The 16,032-nt window shown below is 66.8% G+C and carries 16 protein-coding genes; 10 read left to right on the top strand and 6 right to left on the bottom strand.

The features are described 5' to 3' along the window. Positions 1-14 precede the first annotated feature (14 nt). The 5 genes from OOK38_RS18130 (at position 15) to OOK38_RS18110 (ending at position 6,899) form a co-directional block, all read left to right on the top strand. Entirely contained in the window at positions 15-434 is a 420-nt protein-coding gene (locus tag OOK38_RS18130; RefSeq protein WP_266759169.1) for a DUF3592 domain-containing protein, read from the top strand. 242 nt (positions 435-676) lie between these two features. After that, positions 677-2,230 carry an ATP-binding protein gene (locus tag OOK38_RS18125; RefSeq protein WP_266759171.1) on the top strand — a complete coding sequence of 518 codons (1,554 nt, stop codon included), beginning with the start codon at positions 677-679 and terminating at the stop codon, positions 2,228-2,230. A gap of 53 nt (positions 2,231-2,283) precedes the next feature. Continuing rightward, positions 2,284-5,280 carry a Z1 domain-containing protein gene (locus OOK38_RS18120; RefSeq protein WP_266759173.1) on the top strand — a complete coding sequence of 999 codons (2,997 nt, stop codon included), beginning with the start codon at positions 2,284-2,286 and terminating at the stop codon, positions 5,278-5,280. Between the two features lie 11 nt (positions 5,281-5,291). Continuing rightward, the gene (locus tag OOK38_RS18115; RefSeq protein ID WP_266759174.1) at positions 5,292-6,254 is read left to right on the top strand and encodes a NaeI family type II restriction endonuclease; all 963 of its coding nucleotides are present in this window, start codon (positions 5,292-5,294) and stop codon (positions 6,252-6,254) included. 147 nt (positions 6,255-6,401) lie between these two features. Then, positions 6,402-6,899, top strand: coding sequence for a very short patch repair endonuclease (locus tag OOK38_RS18110; RefSeq protein ID WP_266759176.1), 498 nt, complete (start codon positions 6,402-6,404; stop codon positions 6,897-6,899). On the opposite strand, the gene OOK38_RS18105 is transcribed toward OOK38_RS18110, so the two are convergent. Beyond that, a complete protein-coding gene (locus OOK38_RS18105; protein ID WP_266759178.1) occupies positions 6,900-8,117 on the bottom strand; it encodes a DNA cytosine methyltransferase in 1,218 nt (405 codons plus the stop codon). It abuts the gene before it with no gap. Between the two features lie 194 nt (positions 8,118-8,311). On the opposite strand from OOK38_RS18105, the gene OOK38_RS18100 reads away from it, so the two are divergent. Next, complete coding sequence (locus OOK38_RS18100) at positions 8,312-9,046, top strand: HNH endonuclease (protein WP_323178809.1); 735 nt, start codon at positions 8,312-8,314, stop codon at positions 9,044-9,046. Between the two features lie 76 nt (positions 9,047-9,122). Here OOK38_RS18100 and OOK38_RS18095 read toward each other — a convergent pair whose 3' ends face one another. Beyond that, the gene (locus OOK38_RS18095; protein WP_266759182.1) at positions 9,123-9,803 is read right to left on the bottom strand and encodes a hypothetical protein; all 681 of its coding nucleotides are present in this window, start codon (positions 9,801-9,803) and stop codon (positions 9,123-9,125) included. Between the two features lie 159 nt (positions 9,804-9,962). Here OOK38_RS18095 and OOK38_RS18090 point away from each other — a divergent pair, with 159 nt between their 5' ends. Both OOK38_RS18090 and OOK38_RS18085 read left to right on the top strand, forming a co-directional pair. Continuing rightward, the gene (locus OOK38_RS18090) at positions 9,963-10,457 is read left to right on the top strand and encodes a hypothetical protein (protein ID WP_266848595.1); all 495 of its coding nucleotides are present in this window, start codon (positions 9,963-9,965) and stop codon (positions 10,455-10,457) included. Between the two features lie 27 nt (positions 10,458-10,484). Continuing rightward, on the top strand, positions 10,485-10,787 hold the full coding sequence (locus OOK38_RS18085; RefSeq protein WP_266759186.1) for a hypothetical protein: 303 nt from the start codon (positions 10,485-10,487) through the stop codon (positions 10,785-10,787). Positions 10,788-11,086: 299 nt separating this feature from the next. On the opposite strand, the gene OOK38_RS18080 is transcribed toward OOK38_RS18085, so the two are convergent. Continuing rightward, positions 11,087-12,046: a GlxA family transcriptional regulator gene (locus tag OOK38_RS18080; protein ID WP_266759187.1), complete on the bottom strand. Its 960-nt coding sequence runs from the start codon at positions 12,044-12,046 to the stop codon at positions 11,087-11,089. Positions 12,047-12,375: 329 nt separating this feature from the next. Here OOK38_RS18080 and OOK38_RS18075 point away from each other — a divergent pair, with 329 nt between their 5' ends. Both OOK38_RS18075 and OOK38_RS18070 read left to right on the top strand, forming a co-directional pair. Continuing rightward, complete coding sequence (locus OOK38_RS18075) at positions 12,376-12,855, top strand: DUF2269 family protein (RefSeq protein ID WP_266759189.1); 480 nt, start codon at positions 12,376-12,378, stop codon at positions 12,853-12,855. Positions 12,856-12,887: 32 nt separating this feature from the next. Further along, entirely contained in the window at positions 12,888-13,397 is a 510-nt protein-coding gene (locus tag OOK38_RS18070; RefSeq protein WP_266759191.1) for a levansucrase, read from the top strand. Between the two features lie 11 nt (positions 13,398-13,408). Here the strand turns inward: OOK38_RS18070 and OOK38_RS18065 are convergent, their stop codons facing one another. From OOK38_RS18065 to OOK38_RS18055, 3 genes are all read right to left on the bottom strand, one after another. After that, entirely contained in the window at positions 13,409-13,771 is a 363-nt protein-coding gene (locus OOK38_RS18065) for a VOC family protein (RefSeq protein ID WP_266848593.1), read from the bottom strand. Between the two features lie 155 nt (positions 13,772-13,926). Then, positions 13,927-14,400 carry a hypothetical protein gene (locus tag OOK38_RS18060; RefSeq protein WP_266759195.1) on the bottom strand — a complete coding sequence of 158 codons (474 nt, stop codon included), beginning with the start codon at positions 14,398-14,400 and terminating at the stop codon, positions 13,927-13,929. A gap of 85 nt (positions 14,401-14,485) precedes the next feature. Further along, positions 14,486-16,000, bottom strand: a complete 1,515-nt coding sequence (locus OOK38_RS18055; RefSeq protein ID WP_266759197.1) for an MFS transporter — start codon at positions 15,998-16,000, stop codon at positions 14,486-14,488. Positions 16,001-16,032: the final 32 nt, after the last annotated feature.

Here is a 16,032-nt window from a genome sequence, read left to right as displayed (position 1 = left end):
GGGGAGAGGCGGACATGTCCCAGCCTTGGCTGACGTTCGCCCTCCTCTTCGCGGCCGGGTGGCTGGCCTACGGCCTCCGCGTCGTCCGCCGGGGCCTGCGCGAACACCGGGGCGTGCGCCTGCTCGGCGTGCGGGGTTCCCTCACGAAGGGCGAGGTCGTCCGCGGGCCCCGCCGCGAGGGCCCGACCTCTCACCCTGCCCAGATCCGCTACCAGGCGGGCCCGAGGAACCAGACTTACCGCCGAGCGCCACTCAACGCGGATCAGCACTCGCTGTGGGTGGGCTTCGAGGTGGTGGCGCGATACGACCCGCAGGACCCACGCCGGGTGGTCGTGGTACGCACACAGAAGACGTTCAACCCCGGAACGTACGTGATGAACGGGTTGTTGCTCTGCTTGTTCGGGGTGGGGTTGGCGGTATGGGCGCTCCTCTGACGAACCCCGCCCAGAATCAGCCGGATCCACATGTTCCGACACAGATCCGTGATGCCCGCAAAGCACAGATAAATGAAGAACATCCATGGCCAAAGCCTCTGCCAAATAAGGGACTTATCGCCCCCGTTCGCCATCCACCTCCCTCTATGTCCAACCTTTGCAGTACGGTCACACTCTCCGTCTGTTGGATGTAAGGGGCTGCTACTCGTGAAGCAGGCCCTGACCTGTGCATTTGAGGAAGCATGCCCTACGAGTCCAGCGCCAACTGGCAGTACGACGTCCCCACGACCGGCAGCACGCACCTGCCGCCAGATGCCGGCTACGGAAGGGCTCTGACCAATCAGGGCTATGGCTTCGAGGTCGCCGTCGCTGACCTCATCGACAATTCCATCGATGCCGAAGCCGACAAGATCGTCGTCCACTTCCTTCGTGACGCCGGCCGGATCCTCACGCTGCTGGTCATCGACAACGGCAAGGGCATGGACGAAAAGGGGCTCGACGCCGCGATGACGGTGGGGCACCGCCGTGACTACGGTGAGCGCGCCCTAGGCATGTACGGCACTGGCCTGAAAGCCGCTTCGCTTTCTCACGCCTCTTCACTCACCATAGCCAGCCGCACGAGGCGAAGCCGCGCGGCGGGGCGCCGCCTCACGGCTGAGGGCATCGCAGACAGCTTCCGCTGCGACACCGTCGACCCACGCTACGCGCAGGATCTCGTAGACCGTTACGACGGGATCATCGAGTGGCAGGGAACGATCGTGCGCTGGGATGGCGTGCGGGCCTTCGAGACGGTCGCGCGCGGCCAGAGCGACCAGTTCCTGTCGAAGGCCATTGCTCGCCTTGAGACCCACCTCGGCCTCTATCTCCACCGGTATCTGCAGCGGGGCCTCCAGCTCGACATCGCCGTGTGGGACGTGGGAAGCGGGGAGCAAGGCCTCGGCGAGGAAGTGGATCACATCGCTGTTGAAGCCCTGGACCCCTTCGGGTACAAGGTGCCGGGCAAGGCGGGCTACCCCAGAGACTTCACGGCCCCGGTGGAAGGGCTGGGGGACCTCCGCCTGACCGCTCATATCTGGCCGGCCAAGTCGAAGCAGGCGGGCTTCCGCCAGATCGGCTCGCTCGCCGAAAGGCAAGGATTCTACTTCTACCGGAACGACCGCCTCGTGCAGGCGGGAGGGTGGAATGGCTGGCGGAATCCGGAGGGTCACCATGTTCTAGCGCGCATCGCCGTAGATCTTCCGTCTCGCGAGAACAATGTCCTGAGCCTCGATGTGAAGAAGGAGAGAGTCACCGTCACCCCGGCCTTCACTGACGGCCTGGACAAGGCAACTGACTCCAGGGGAAGCCACTTCCGGAGTTTCCTGGCCGACGCCGAGACTGCCTACAGAGACGGTTCGAGGCGTACCGAGATCGTACGCAAGCCCGTCACTCCCCCGGGGAAGGGTCTGGATCCCAGGGTCAAGCGCATCATCAAGGAAGAGCTGCCGGAGAAGCCGGGCGAAGAGCCGATCACCTTCACCTGGGGCACTCTTCCCCGCGACCAGTTCTTCGGCCTGGACCGCGAGGACAATACGGTCATCCTCAACAAGATCTACCGGGACGACTTCAACGACGGCAGGCATGGTGGAGCGAATGACGCTCCCGTGACAAAGACCCTGCTGTATCTGCTTCTTGAGGACTGCTTCGGGCTCGGGCGCTGGGAGCGCAGCCGTCAAGACCGCCTGGACTACTGGAACACCATCCTCCTGTCTTCAGTGGAAGCGCAGCGCATCCGGCGTGCGCAGCCACTCTCCTGACACCTGCGGCACAGCCATCCTGATTGACCACTGATCCGGACTGAGGACCTTAGATGAGCGACACCCCAGCCACCGTGCTCCTTGAGATTCACACCCATGCCCTGGCAGGGATGGGGAGCATCCCCCGGCACTTCGCGCGTTGGGCCGCCCTTGCCGCAGACGAGGACTATCCGGACGCCGACCTGAGCGAGGACCTGTTTCACGCTTATCTCGCCGACGGCCACGAGGCCCTCAGCGCTCTGTGGAGTCGCCACCTCACAGCCTGGGACTTCGCCGAGGATCCTCAGTGGTCACTGGCCATCCCCGCTCGCACCGACGAACGGCGTACGGCCGTGTACGACCGGCTCCGGTTCGGAAGTGACCTGCGGAAGGCGCTGGACCACGCCGTACCAGTGGCGAAGATCCCGGGCCCCACCGTGATCACACGTAAGTTCACCCCCTGGTACACCCCAGAACGTGCCGCCGCCCGTTCCTTCTACTGGACGTCGTACGAGCAGAAACTGCGCGGCAAGGGCTGGTCCGACGCGGCGGTCGCAAGCCTCGACGAGGCGAGCCGGGCAGTCGTTGAACGCCTCACCGACCCGGAGCAAGAGACGGCCCGGCAGGCAAAGGGCTTGGTCGTCGGATATGTCCAGTCAGGCAAGACTGCCAACTTCACTGGTGTCGCCGCCAAAGCTATCGACGCCGGCTACCGCCTCGTCATCGTGCTGGGCGGCACCCTCAACCTGCTGCGCGCCCAGACCCAGCGCCGTCTCGACATGGAGCTGATCGGTCAGGAGAACATCCTGCGGGGCGCCGATATCACGGACCTCGACTCCCTTGTCGGCGTGGACTATATCGGCGACGACGATTCGGACTGGCACGAGTTCGTCCAGCACGGAGCACGCCCGTCCGTGCTCGGCGCCTTCGACATCGAGCGGCTCACGACTCGGGACAACGACTACAAGAGCCTGGCACAAGGTATCCGGGCCCTTGAGTTCGAGAAGCGTGAACCGACCCGGCCGCTGCATGATGAAGCGAACCTCCACCACGCGGCCGCCCGCATCCTGGTGGTGAAGAAGAACAAGTCCGTTCTGACCAAACTCGTCAAGGACCTCAAGCAGATTCACGGACTGCTCGGAGAGCTGCCTGCCCTGGTCATCGATGACGAGTCCGACCAGGCGTCCGTGAACACCCTGGACCCCAAGAAGTGGGAACAAGGCAGCACGGAACGCACGTCCATCAACGGGTTGATCTCTCAGCTCCTGAAGCTGCTCCCGCGCGCGCAATATGTGGGCTACACGGCCACGCCCTTCGCCAACGTCTTCATCGATCCCGGCGACGACGATGACATCTTCCCCAGCGACTTCCTGATCTCCCTTCCTCGTCCGTCCGGGTACATGGGCGCCCAGGACTTCCACGATCTGGATTCGGCGATACCCAGGGAAGAGCGCACATACGCCAACTCTCAGGAGAAGGCGCACATCAGAGACATCTACGAGTCGACGGGGGACCGTCTGCAGGAAGCCATGGACGCCTTCGTCCTGTCCGGCGCGCTGAAGCTGTACCGGGCCGACCACGGCGTTCCTGACGGTCCGTTCCGGCATCACACGATGCTCGCTCATCAGTCGGTGCGGAGGGACGATCACGCGGATCTCGCGCTCCTCATCAACTCCATGTGGCATCAGGCGGGCTATAGCTCAGCCGCCGGGCACGAACGTCTTGCCGCACTATGGGCTTCGGACTTCGCTCCGGTCAGTGAGGCACGCGCCTCGGATCTCCCCGCTCCCCCCTCTTATGAAGAACTGCGCACCTATGTGCACAAGGCGCATCACCTCATCGGCTCGGGCGGTCAGCCGGTCATCGTCGTGAACGGCGACTCAGACCGCTACTTCGACCAGCTGAACCTCGACTTCGACCGGACCCCGCACGTCTGGAAGATCCTCGTGGGCGGAACGAAGCTCTCTCGCGGTTTCACCGTGGAGGGCTTGACCATCACCTACTACCGGCGCACCACGCAGCAGGCGGACACCCTGATGCAGATGGGACGCTGGTTCGGCTTCCGGCCTGGTTACAGAGACCTGGTCCGTCTCTACATCGGGCGGGAGGAGCCTTTCGGCCGCGACCGTTACGCCGATCTGTACGAGGCCTACGAAGCGATCTGCCGTGACGAGGAGACGTTCCGGGAGCAGCTGGCCCAGTACGCCGCGGGTGTCGACGGACAGCCTCAGCTCACGCCTATGCAGGTGCCGCCGCTCGTGGCACAACACCTGCCCTGGATCAGGCCCTCGGCCCGCAACAAGATGTTCAATGCCGAGCTGGTGGAGATCCGCTCTCCTGGCCGCCCCATTGAACCTGCGGCGTACCCCGTGAACAATGCGACGCTGAAGCGGAATAGTGAGCGCTGGCGTCCCCTGCTGAACTCGCTCAGCGCATCCCCGACGACCTTCAGTAATCCACCGGATGACTCCAGTTCGCTCACTCGGACCTTCGAGGCACTGACGGGCACGGTCTCCCACAACGAGCTTGTCAGCGCGCTCTCTCAGCTCGAATGGGAGCGCGAAGGGCACTTCGACCCACATTTGACCTATCTCAGGCAGCTTGACGGCACGCTCGCCAAGGTGGACGACTGGCTGCTCATTTCACCTCGTCTGGCCGCCAGCACACGCGTGGAGGCCAGCGTGCTCGGTTCGCTGCCGTTGTCTCTCGTCCGCCGAAGCCGGCAGACCGGCAAGATCTCCTTCGGCCGCATCGCCAGCGTCGAACACCGCACCGCGGCTCAACGACTGATCGACGGAGCATCCTCGTCACCGGAGATCCAGCCAGTTCACAGCGCCGGGGTCGGCTCGACGACGGGAGTGATGCTGCTGTACCCCGTCGTGGAGGGAGACACCCACAGCGACGTCCAGGCGGTCGTCCGGAGCGGTGCCGCCGACCCGTCGAAGATCGTAATGGCCTTTACCTTGATCCCGCCGACTTCGGCAGCGAGCACGGACCGTCGCCTGGTGCGCTTCCGTGCCAAGAATTCACGACACACCAACGACGCTACTATTCCGGCCAGTTCATCCTGAGGGGGATCCACTTGCTGCCCATCGACGTCCATGCAGCACAGAACGTCACTCTGACTGACGAGCTCAGGCGCGACGCCGAGCTCCAGGCAGTGCACGCGGATTTGATGGGCGTGGATCCCTCCGGGGAGCGCTTTTCGGCCGTATTGCGGGACACCATCGATCAGCTGCTAAACGGTGAGACCACAGGCCGGTACGCCTGGGAATCCTTGTACAAGACCGAGAGGACGCACGCTGGCACCCTCGTCGAGATCAATTTGCAGCGTGAGTTCAAGTTCGCGGACGGTGACGCAATGGACTACCGGATCGCGGGCATCGAGGTGGACTGCAAGTACTCACAGAGCTTCGGCGGCTGGATGATCCCTCCGGAAGCCAGAGGACACCTCTGTCTGCTCGTATGGGCCAACGACAGCGAAAGCCGATGGAGCGCCGGCCTCTTCCGGGTACGGGAGGAGTGGCTTAACCAAGGCAGCAACCGCGATGCAAAGATGACGGTGAAGGCCAGGCACCGGGACAAGATTCTCTGGCTGTGGCGCGATGCGGAGCTTCCCGAGAACACGCTCCTACACATGGACCCATCAGACCGCGCGGCTGTCTTCGCACAGCATTCTGGCCAGCAGCGTCTCAATGAACTGTTCCGGCGCGCACAGAAACGGCGCATAAGCCGCAACGTAGTGCGAACCGTGGCCCAGCAGAAGGACTACATGAAACGGGTCCGCGGTAACGGGGGTGCACGTTCTGCGCTCAAGCCCGAGGGAATCCTCATCATGGGCGACTACGACAGTCACCGCGCGGTAGCGGAGCAGCTCGGCATCCTGCCCCCACGGGAGGGCGAGTTTGTCAGCGTGCGCGTCGCTAAGTACGGCCCGCATCACCGCAACGCGCGGTTCGTGACACTGGATGGCGAGGCCTGGGTTGTTGCGGCTCCCAGCGATCCTTCTGATATTGCACCGTCGCTCCCCTCTCACACAAAGTAGGAATTCGTGCGCAGGCATCGACGCGGTCGGCTGTCACACCTGGTTGCTGTGACGGCCGAACCAGCGCCTGGCAGAGTCGCCAGGGACACCTCAGGCTGTACGACGAACTCGCCACGACGCTGACGACCTGGTAAGAGTCAGAGCGTTATGAGTACGCCTTCAGGTACACCGGCGAAGCCGGACAGCGAATGGCTCCCACCGGAGGGCTCGTGGGCATCGTCCGCCGCCCGTCGCCGCAACATGCAGGCCATCCGGAACCGGGACACAAAGCCGGAGTGGCTCATCCGGAGGCTCGTGCACGCCCGGGGCCTGCGCTACCGGGTCGCCGCCAAGCCGCTTCCAAGCCTTCGCCGAACTGCCGATATGGTCTTCCGCCCAGCAAAGGTGGCGGTCTTCATCGACGGCTGCTACTGGCACGGCTGCCCTGAGCACTACGTTCCGCCGAAGACCAACCCGGGCTACTGGTCCGACAAGGTGGCTCGGAACATGGCCCGGGACCGGGACACCGACCAGCGCTTGGAAGAAGCCGGCTGGACGGTGCTCCGGTTCTGGGAACACGAGCCCTCTGAAGTCTGTGCCGCACGTATTGCTGCCGAAGTTGAGAAGCACCGCAGCACAACCAGAAGGAACAGGACGGAAACGTAATCAGCGCTTCCGGTCGCGCTCTCGCGCCGCTTTCAGCACGTCGATAATCGACCTACCTACAGCCTTGGCAACAGGCGGCGGGAAGGCATTCCCCACCTGTCGGTATTGCGCAGTTTTGCCACCCGCGAAGTCCCATTCAGCGGGAAACCCCTGAATGATGGCGGCCTGCCGCACGGTCAGCATCGGCCCATCAGGACCGAATAGGTCACGGTCTTCGGTTTGCTTCTTCGCGCAGGTCTCGGTGTCATTGGCAACGCCCAGACCTGAGACACCCAGCAGCTTCCACGCCGCCTTGGCCCGGCTCGGCCCGAGATCTGCGCCGCCATGCTTCTTCGATCCACCGACAAGCGTGGGCGCAATACCTCCACCCCTGCCCATGAGTTCGACGTCGCGGTCGGTTGCCTTCTGGAGCCAGCGATCGAAGGTTTTATGAGCCCGCTCCGCGTGCACTCCCGTGAAGTACTGGCCGTAACGCTCACGCATGGACGGCTCAAGAGCCACCGCAACGCTTACCGGATCCTCGTGTGTAGCCGTGGGCCACTCGTACTTCAGGTCCTTGATGACATCGTCCCGGAATGCGACAAGGACGGCCCGGGGGCGAAGCTGCGGCACTCCGAAGTCGCTGGCCTCCAAGACATCCCACTTGGAAACGGTGTACCCGAGTCCCTTCTCAGAGACGAGTTGCCCGTCGTCGCCCCGATACGTGCCGCCCTGGAGCTTCGCCCTGATCAGGTCGCGGTAGTCCGAGAACTTCGGGTCCATGATCCCGCGGACGTTCTCGATCATCACAGCCCGCGGCTTGAGGGTGTCGACGAGCTCCAGCATGCGAGGGAAGAGGTCTCGCTCGTCGTCCTTGCCAAGCTGCTTGCCTGCATGCGAGAACGGGGGGCACGGCACACCACCGGCGAGGAGATCCAGGTCGTCCTGTTTCAGCAGGTCGGCGCCCTTGCGCAAGTCCCGGTAGGGCTCAAATTCCTTGACGTCAGCCGATAGGACGTCGCAGTGCTCACGCTCCCACGCCCACACTTCGTGGTCGTCGATGTTCAGCCCGAGCGTTTCAACAGCGTGCTTGTCGATCTCCACCAGCGCCAGATGCCCGAAACCTGCCTGGTGCAGGCCGATGGCCTGGCCTCCGGCTCCAGCACAGATCTCGATCGAGGTGAACTTAGGCCCCTCAATCTCCTCTGCGGAGCGCTCTGGTTCGTTCGTGCGGGTCATGCCCCCTCCTTACAGACGTGCAGCGGCAGACGCATCTTGCAATCCACCATCACTGAGGGTGACAGACCCCACTGACAACGAGACCTGACCAAGTGTGCAGCACGCTCCTCGGTTCGCTGAACACACCCTCCGCCACAACGAACACTCATACGATATTGCCCATGCGGAGCCCTGCGTGGACTGAGGATGAGCTCGTGCTGGCTGGAGCGCTGGTCGTGAAGAACGGCTGGCATGAACTGCGGACCGGTGACCGGGAGGTCGAGGCACTGTCCGAGTTGCTGCGGGCGCTCCCCCTCCACGGTCCCGAGATCCTGAGCCACCCAGGCTTCCGGTCTCCCGACAGCGTCAGCCGCAAGACCACCGACTTTGCCACCAACTACCCTTCCTACACTGGCAAGCGCACCCGGTGCGGCGAACCCACGCGTCTGATGATCACAGCCTTCACTGAGCGTGAGACCGAGATGCTGCAGGCGGCGCAAGCTATCGAGGACGGCATCGGTTCCGGTGAGTTCCAGCTCCTCCCGAAGCAGCTCGACGAGGCCGACGACACAGGAACAACGGCCATCGAGGGCCGCCTGCTCGTCCGCCGGGCCCTCATCCGGGAGCGCGACCCCAAGCTCCGCAAGCTCAAGATTCAGCAGGTGCGGCGCCTGGGCCAGGCACTTCGGTGTGAAGTCTGCGACTTCGACTTTGCTCACGTCTACGGGCGACTCGGCGAGGACTACATCGAAGTGCACCACGTCACACCTCTCCATATATCCGGGCCCCAGGAAACCGGGCTCAGCGACCTCGCATGCCTGTGCGCCAATTGCCACCGCATGTGCCACAGGAGCTCACCCGGAGAATCCTGGCGCACTCCCAATGCGCTGCGGGCCCTGATTCACAGATCCGCGATGAGGCCAGCGGTCGATTCCTCCAGCACGGCGTAGACCGGCATCGCAGAGGAGTCGGCACCGAAGCGGCGCCGGGGTTAGATCACGACAGTCGCGGCAGACTCTCCTGGCATCACACCAAGTCCGTCCCGAGCGGGTAGCCGATCGATCTGGCCTCAGCAATCACCGTCTCGACGCCGGCCGAAGGATTCAGCGCGGTGATGTGCGAGCGGCCGAGCGGGCGCAGCTCGTAGAGGTCGCGTACCGCCTCGATGTTCACGGACGTCTCGTAGTAGTCCTCGGCGAAGGCCTGGAACGCCTCGGGGGTCGGGTCGACGAGGAGTGGGAAGAGCCAGGCCGAGCCGTCGGGGTCCGGGTGTCCTTCGGGGAAGGTGATCCGGCCTGCCTCCCAGGACGGGGCGTCCGCGGTCCGCCACAGGCACACCGTCACCACCGGGCAGCCGGCCTCGTCCGTGAAGGCGGGCTCGTCGACATAGGCCCGGAAGGCCTCCGGTACGGAGTCCAGTACGCCTGGCCAGGGAGCCGGCACGTCCTCGTGGTGGTACGGGCTGAGGGGGGACTCGTGGTCGAAGCCGCGGATGTACGCGCCGGTGGGGGCGAAGACGATGTCGTACTCGTCGCCGGATCCGTTTCTCATCGAGGCCGCTTCCTCGGTTTCCGACCATCGCGCGCTGTACGAGTAGGAGCACTCGCCCCCGGGGTTCAATATCGCCTCCGCCATGGCCATCGATCGGCAGAGATCTCTCAGGGAGCCGATGTCGGGCAGCGCGTCGGCGATGTCTTGGGCTGTCATGCGGCCCATCCAAGCGGGTGCCACCGACAGTCGGCCTGGCGGTGACCCCCGTGAACTGTGACGCCGCTGTTGCCGGAACTGTGGGCTCCGCCACAGGTGCGCCGCGATCGCCGTGCTGAACTCGGCGGATTCACCGACCGATCGACATGTGGGGCCGCGATGTGGTTTCTGACTCTGCTGTTCCTCGTCATCGCCGCCGTCACCGCCTTCGGCCTCGTCGGGTACGGCTGTAGCGTCCTCGCGCGGCGCGGCGAGCGGCGCATCGAGGCGACCGTGGCCCTTCGGACGCTTGCCGCCTTCTCGGGTGCCGCCGCCATCGCCGTGTACGCGTGGGGACTGCTCCACGTCGCCGGTTCGCTCATGGAGGCCGAGGACGGAGGCACCGACTCGGCGCCGGCCCGGCCCTGCCGTACGTCGGGGTGGCTGGAGCGGCATGAGGGGGGAATCGAGATCTCCGGCTACTCCGTGAGTTACGTCCCCCCGGGCTTCGTGTGCGAGACAAGTGACGGCGGGAGTTACGACATCGTCCCCGGTTACATCGGTCCCGCCGTCCTGGGCTTCGCCCTCGCCGGTGCCGGGTGCGCCGTCTCCGCGGGCTATGTGACCGAGCTCCGCGCCCGGGGCCGGGCCCGCCGGGCTCCGGCAGGGCGTTAGCCTCGAGTGACGAACGAGGAGGCAGTGATGGCGAAGGTTCCGGCCGCGATGGTGGCCGCCGGCGGGCTTGTCGGTGGGTACGGCGTCGCCCGTTGGACGAGGAAGCGGCAGCTGGGCGGGGTCGTGCTGGCCGCCGCCGGGGCTGTCGCCGCGCAGCAGTGGAAGCAGCAGGCCGGCGGGAAGGCCGCCGGGGCGCTGACCGCCGCGTACGTCGCCGCCTTCGCCGGGTCGCACCCGCTGGCCAAGAAGGTGGGCGCCTGGCCTGCCGTCTTCGGCGTCGCCGGGGCCATGGCCGTCGCCTCCTGGGCCGTCGCCGACCGGCGGGCCTGAACGATCTGCTGACCGGCGGGCCCGAGCAGCTCGCCGATCGGCGGGCTTGAACGATCTACTGACCGGCAGGCCCGAGCAACTAGCCGACCGGCGGGCTCTGCGACGCCCCGCCGACACACCCGGGCCATCCGCCGAACGGCAGGCAGGCCTGAACAATCCGCCGACCGGCGGGCCCGAGCGGCTCGCCGACCGGCGGGCCGGGCCCTTCGTCGGCCGACGGGCCGGAACGACTCGGCTCCCCTCCCCCTTCAGGGAGCCGGGTCAGGGATCAGGGTCAGGGAGCCCGGTCACGGGACCCGTCAAGACACCCCCACCCCCCGGAACGCCCGCCGGTACGCGTACGGGCTCGTCCCCACCACCCTCTTGAAGCGTTCCCTGAATGCCGTCGGTGAGCCGAAGCCCGCCTGGGTGGCGATGCGTTCGACCGGGTACGTGGTCGTCTCCAGGAGGTACTGGGCGCGCCGCACCCGGGCCCGGTGGAGCCACTGGAGCGGTGTCGTGCCGGTCTGTTCGCGGAAGCGGCGGTTGAGGGTGCGGGTGCTCATGCCGGCGTGGTCCGCGATGTCCTCCAGGGTCAGCTCGCGGTCCGCGTTCTCCTCCAGCCAGACGAGAAGCGGCTCCATGGTCGTCCCGGCCGGTACCGGCGGCTGTGTGTGGACGATGAACTGGGCCTGGCCGCCCTCCCGTTCGAGCGGCATGACGGACAGCCGGGCCGCGTGTGCGGCGACCGCCGAGCCGTGGTCCTTGCGGATCATGTGCAGGCACAGGTCCAGGGCCGCCGCCGCGCCCGCCGAGGTGAGGAACTGGCCGTTGTCGACGTAGAGAACGTTCGGGTCGACGGTCACCGCCGGGTACTTCGCTGCCAGTTCACCGGCCGCGAGCCAGTGCGTGGTCGCCCGGAGTCCGTCCAGCAGGCCCGTGGCGGCGAAGACGAACGCGCCGACGCAGATCGACGCGATCCGCGTACCGTTCGCGGCCGCCGCGCGCAGCGCCTCAGCGACCCCCGGCGGCAGGGGCAGCGACGGGTCGGCCCGCCCGGGCAGGATGATCGTGTCCGCCTCGGCCAGCGCCTCCAGACCGTACGGGGCACGCAGCGTGAACGGGCCCGCGCTCACCTCCGCGTCCGCGGTGACCGAGCACACCCGGGTCCGGTACGCCGGCCGCCCGTCGGGCAGCCGGGCCCAGCCGAAGGTGTCGATCGGGGCGGAGAGGTCGAACGGGATGACCTGGTCCAGTGCCAGTACGGCCACGGTGTGCATGGCTGGAGCCTAGGCCTACGCCGGATTCCCGTCACCCGGTGAAGCGACCGAGCAGCCCGGCATACACCAGCAGGAACAGAACCCAAAGCCCGGCCCGGACCAGCCACGCAACCCGAGAGCCCGGTTCGGACCAGCCCTGGAGCCCGGCCCGGACCAGCCCCGGAGCCTGGCGCGGACCAGCCATACAGCCCAGTTCGGCTCAGTTCAGCTCAGTTCGGCCCAGCCATGGAACCCAGCCCGGAACAGTCGTCAGGCGCTGGCCGGAATCCGTTGCTCCCTGGCAGAAGTGCCACTTCTCCAAGATCCTCCCCGGCCCCTACCGTCACCCCGTGACCAAGTTCCTCCTTGCCGTCCATGTCATCGCCGCGATCATCGCCATCGGGCCCGTCACGGTGGCCGCGAGCATGTTCCCGCCCTCCGCGCGCAAGGTCCTCGACGCGCCGGACGGCGCGGACGCCCTCGCCACCACACGGCTGCTGCACCGCATCTGCCGGGTGTACGCCGTGGTGGGCGTCGTCGTCCCCGTCTTCGGGTTCGCCACGGCGAGCTCCATGGGCGTGCTCGGCGACACCTGGCTGATCGTCTCGATCGCGCTGACCGCGCTCGCGGCCGTGGTCCTCGCCGCGCTGGTGCTGCCCCGCCAGAGCGCGATCCTGGAGGGCCTGACCCCGGAGAGCCTGACCTCGGAGGGGGCGGGAGACCGTGCGGCGACCGTGCGGCTCGCGATGTTCACCGGGATCTTCAACCTGCTGTGGGCCACCGTCACCGTCCTGATGATCATCCGGCCGGGGTCCACCACAGGGGCTTAGCGCGCCGCCTCCGGGCGCCTAGGATCCCGCTCATGCACGCACAACAGGATCAGTCGGCGCCGGGCACCTACCTGGCCTTCGTGGAACGTCAGTTGACCGAGGACGGTTGCGTCACGCGGTGGGAGGACTGGGCCGGGGTGCCCGTACTCGTCGGACGGCGGGCCGAGTTCCGGATGCGCTGGATGGCGACGAAGCTGCATCTGTTCACGGTGGCCGCGGCCGTCCCGGAGATAACCGTGCCGGCCGTCTCCGCCTTCACCGACCAGGTGATGCGGTACGCCAAGGACACCAAGGGCGGTCTGCCCGTCGGCATGCAGAACGGCATCGGCGCCTTCCCGCTGCTGGTCAGCGACCGGGTCGATCCGGCGGCCGTGCAGTGGGCCGAGGCCCAGCAGCGGGTCAAGTTCGCCTGCATGACCCGGCCCGTCGTGGTCGACAGTTCGCGCCAGTACGTCGGGATGTACCGCGGCAAGCCGGTCCTCGGACGCGTCTACGCCTCGTACTTCAACGAGAAGGGTTCCCGGTACTTCTACGGCCAGTGAGGGCGCGGGACTTACGGGCCCCGATGCCCCAGCACATTCACCACCCGCCCGTTCGGATCCCGTACGAAGAACCGCCGTACGCCCCACTCCTCGTCCCGCAGCTCCCGCAGGACCTCCGCACCCGACGCGATCACCTGCGCGTACACGGCGTCGACGTCCTCGACCTCGACGCTCAGGTCGGGGACGACGGGAGCGGTGCGTTCCTCGGTGAGGAAGCTGATCTGGGCGGTGGGGTTGGACGGGGACGCGAGGGTCATGACCCAGCCCTGGTTCATGACCTCCTCGAAGCCGAGCAGACCGTAGAAGTCCCGGTTCGTCGTCATGTCCCGCTCGGACCCGACCTGGATGTCGGGGACGATCCTGCGGATGGTCACCGGTGTCCTCCTCGCGACGCGTGGGCAGGGGCCGACGCCTTGGCAGACAGCGGCCGACGTCCGTGACAGACAGCGGCCGAAGTCCGTGACGCACAGCGGGCGCGGTGCGTGACGAGCGGTCGACCGGCGCGGCACGGACCATGGGACGAACCGTCTCACGACCGGGCGGGCAGACTCAGCTCCTCCTCCCACGCGTCCGCCAGGTCCGCCCGGAACTGGCGTGCCACCGCGGCCACGAACAGCACGGCGGCAGCCCCCACCAGGGTGAGGAACGCCCAGGTCAGCGGCCACGCGTCGGCGAAGCCGTCCGGGGGTCCCGGGTGGGTGCGCAGTGACACGTACAGCAGGGTCGCCGGAGGTGCCACGACCAGCAGCAACGGCCAGGCCAGCGCGTCCCGGTGCCCGAAGTGGACGGCCAGGAGCAGCAGGGCCGCGCCGAGGGCGAGGACTCCCGTGCCGGTCACCGGGGTGGTCTCCACGACGGAGTCCGGGGTCTCGGGGCGGTTGCGCAGGTCCCAGGGAAGGCAGATGAGGTACGCCGCGCAGGACAGGGCGGCGCCGAGCACGCGCGTCAGCCAGCGTTCCGGCCAGGGGCACGTTCGCAAGGGGCGGAGCAGCTTCTCGGTCATGCGTACGAGGGTTCCGTGCGCGGCGGGGGCGCGACAGAGTACGCGTACTCAGAACGGGATACTCAGAAGGCGCCCGGTGCCCGACTCAGGTCGCCCGCGCGGACGATGCCGACGAGGACGTGCCGGTCGGGGCGGGTGCCGTCGACAGCGGCGCGGCGATGTCCTCCAGGGAGCGGCGCTCGGCGTTGACCGCCAGGAACACGGCGACCAGGCCCGCGGCGCACATCAGGCCGGCGCCGATCTGGAAGGCGAGCACCGTGTCGCCGACGACGCCGGACTTGGTGAGGTCGGCGAAGACCAGCGGCCCGCTGATGCCGCCGGCGGCGGTGCCGATGGCGTAGAAGAAGGCGATGGCCATCGCCCGGGTCTCCATCGGGAAGACCTCGGAGACGGTCAGGTAGGCGCTGGAGGCGCCCGCCGACGCGAAGAAGAGCACCACGCACCAGCAGGCCGTCATCGTCACCGCGTTGAGCGAGCCCTGGTCGAAGAGCCAGGCCGTGCCGAACAGCAGCACACCCGAGAGCAGGTAGGTCGAGGAGATCATCACCCGGCGGCCGACGGTGTCGAAGAGCTTGCCGAGCAGCAGCGGGCCGAGGAAGTTGCCGGCCGCGATGACGGCGAAGTAGTAGCCGGTGCCGCCGGTGGGCACGTCGAAGAACGTGGTGAGGATCGAGCCGAAGCCGAAGGTGATCGCGTTGTAGAGGAAGGCCTGACCGATGAAGAGGGCGAGGCCGAGCACGGCCCGTTTCGGGTAGCGCCCGAAGACGGTCCTGGCGATCACGCCGAAGCCGATGCTCTTGCGCTGTTCGATGGTGATCTCGCCCGCGGGGGGCGGCAGCGGTGCGCCCTTCTCCTCTTCGATCTCCTGCTCGACGGATGTGACCAGCCCCTCCGCCTCCTCGCCGCGGCCGTGGATGAACTGCCACCGCGGGCTTTCCGGCACATGGCGCCTGACCAGCAGGATCACCAGACCGAGGACCACACCGAGGCCGAAGGTCAGCCGCCAGCCGAGGTCCTTGGGGAAGATGTCCGTGTTCAGCATGACGATCGACAGCAGCGCGCCGCCGATCGCGCCGAGCCAGTAGCTGCCGTTGATGATCAGGTCGACGCGGCCGCGGAACTTGGCGGGGATGAGTTCGTCGATCGCCGAGTTGATGGCCGCGTACTCGCCGCCGATGCCGAAGCCGGTGAGGAAGCGGAAGGTGAAGAACCACCAGGCGTCGAAGGACAGCGCGGTCAGCGCGGTCGCCGAGAGGTAGACGACGAGGGTGATCATGAAGAGCTTCTTGCGGCCGTGACGGTCGGTCAGCCACCCGAAGAACAGGGCGCCCGCGCAGGCGCCCGCCACATAGAGCGCCGCCGCGATACCGGTGACCTGCGCCGAGGAGATGGCCAGGCCGCTGCCCTCCTCGGAGAGCCGGCCCGCGATGTTGCCGACGGTGGTGACCTCGAGGCCGTCCAGGATCCAGACGGTCCCGAGGCCGATCACGATCATCCAGTGCCAGCGGGACCACGGCAGCCGGTCCAGGCGGGCGGGCACGTTCGTCGTGACGGTATCGGTGGAGGCGGGCGCTGGTACCGGCGAGGCTGGGGCTGACATGGGCTCCCTCTTCTTCGGGCGAACCCCGCCCG

This window comes from Streptomyces sp. NBC_00568, assembly GCF_026341855.1.
Taxonomy (GTDB): domain Bacteria; phylum Actinomycetota; class Actinomycetes; order Streptomycetales; family Streptomycetaceae; genus Streptomyces.
The sequence above is the reverse complement of the archived record's forward strand: the minus strand, read 5'-3'. Positions and strand labels throughout refer to the sequence as shown.

What these genes read in the sequence shown, in the direction of transcription:
- OOK38_RS18130 (WP_266759169.1), top strand. Translation starts at nt 15, where the DNA reads ATGTCCCAGCCTTGGCTGACGTTCGCCCTCCTCTTCGCGGCCGGGTGG.
- OOK38_RS18125 (WP_266759171.1), top strand. Translation starts at nt 677, where the DNA reads ATGCCCTACGAGTCCAGCGCCAACTGGCAGTACGACGTCCCCACGACC.
- OOK38_RS18120 (WP_266759173.1), top strand. Translation starts at nt 2,284, where the DNA reads ATGAGCGACACCCCAGCCACCGTGCTCCTTGAGATTCACACCCATGCC.
- OOK38_RS18110 (WP_266759176.1), top strand. Translation starts at nt 6,402, where the DNA reads ATGAGTACGCCTTCAGGTACACCGGCGAAGCCGGACAGCGAATGGCTC.
- OOK38_RS18105 (WP_266759178.1), bottom strand. Translation starts at nt 8,117, where the DNA reads ATGACCCGCACGAACGAACCAGAGCGCTCCGCAGAGGAGATTGAGGGG.
- OOK38_RS18095 (WP_266759182.1), bottom strand. Translation starts at nt 9,803, where the DNA reads ATGACAGCCCAAGACATCGCCGACGCGCTGCCCGACATCGGCTCCCTG.
- OOK38_RS18090 (WP_266848595.1), top strand. Translation starts at nt 9,963, where the DNA reads ATGTGGTTTCTGACTCTGCTGTTCCTCGTCATCGCCGCCGTCACCGCC.
- OOK38_RS18085 (WP_266759186.1), top strand. Translation starts at nt 10,485, where the DNA reads ATGGCGAAGGTTCCGGCCGCGATGGTGGCCGCCGGCGGGCTTGTCGGT.
- OOK38_RS18080 (WP_266759187.1), bottom strand. Translation starts at nt 12,046, where the DNA reads ATGCACACCGTGGCCGTACTGGCACTGGACCAGGTCATCCCGTTCGAC.
- OOK38_RS18070 (WP_266759191.1), top strand. Translation starts at nt 12,888, where the DNA reads ATGCACGCACAACAGGATCAGTCGGCGCCGGGCACCTACCTGGCCTTC.
- OOK38_RS18060 (WP_266759195.1), bottom strand. Translation starts at nt 14,400, where the DNA reads ATGACCGAGAAGCTGCTCCGCCCCTTGCGAACGTGCCCCTGGCCGGAA.
- OOK38_RS18055 (WP_266759197.1), bottom strand. Translation starts at nt 16,000, where the DNA reads ATGTCAGCCCCAGCCTCGCCGGTACCAGCGCCCGCCTCCACCGATACC.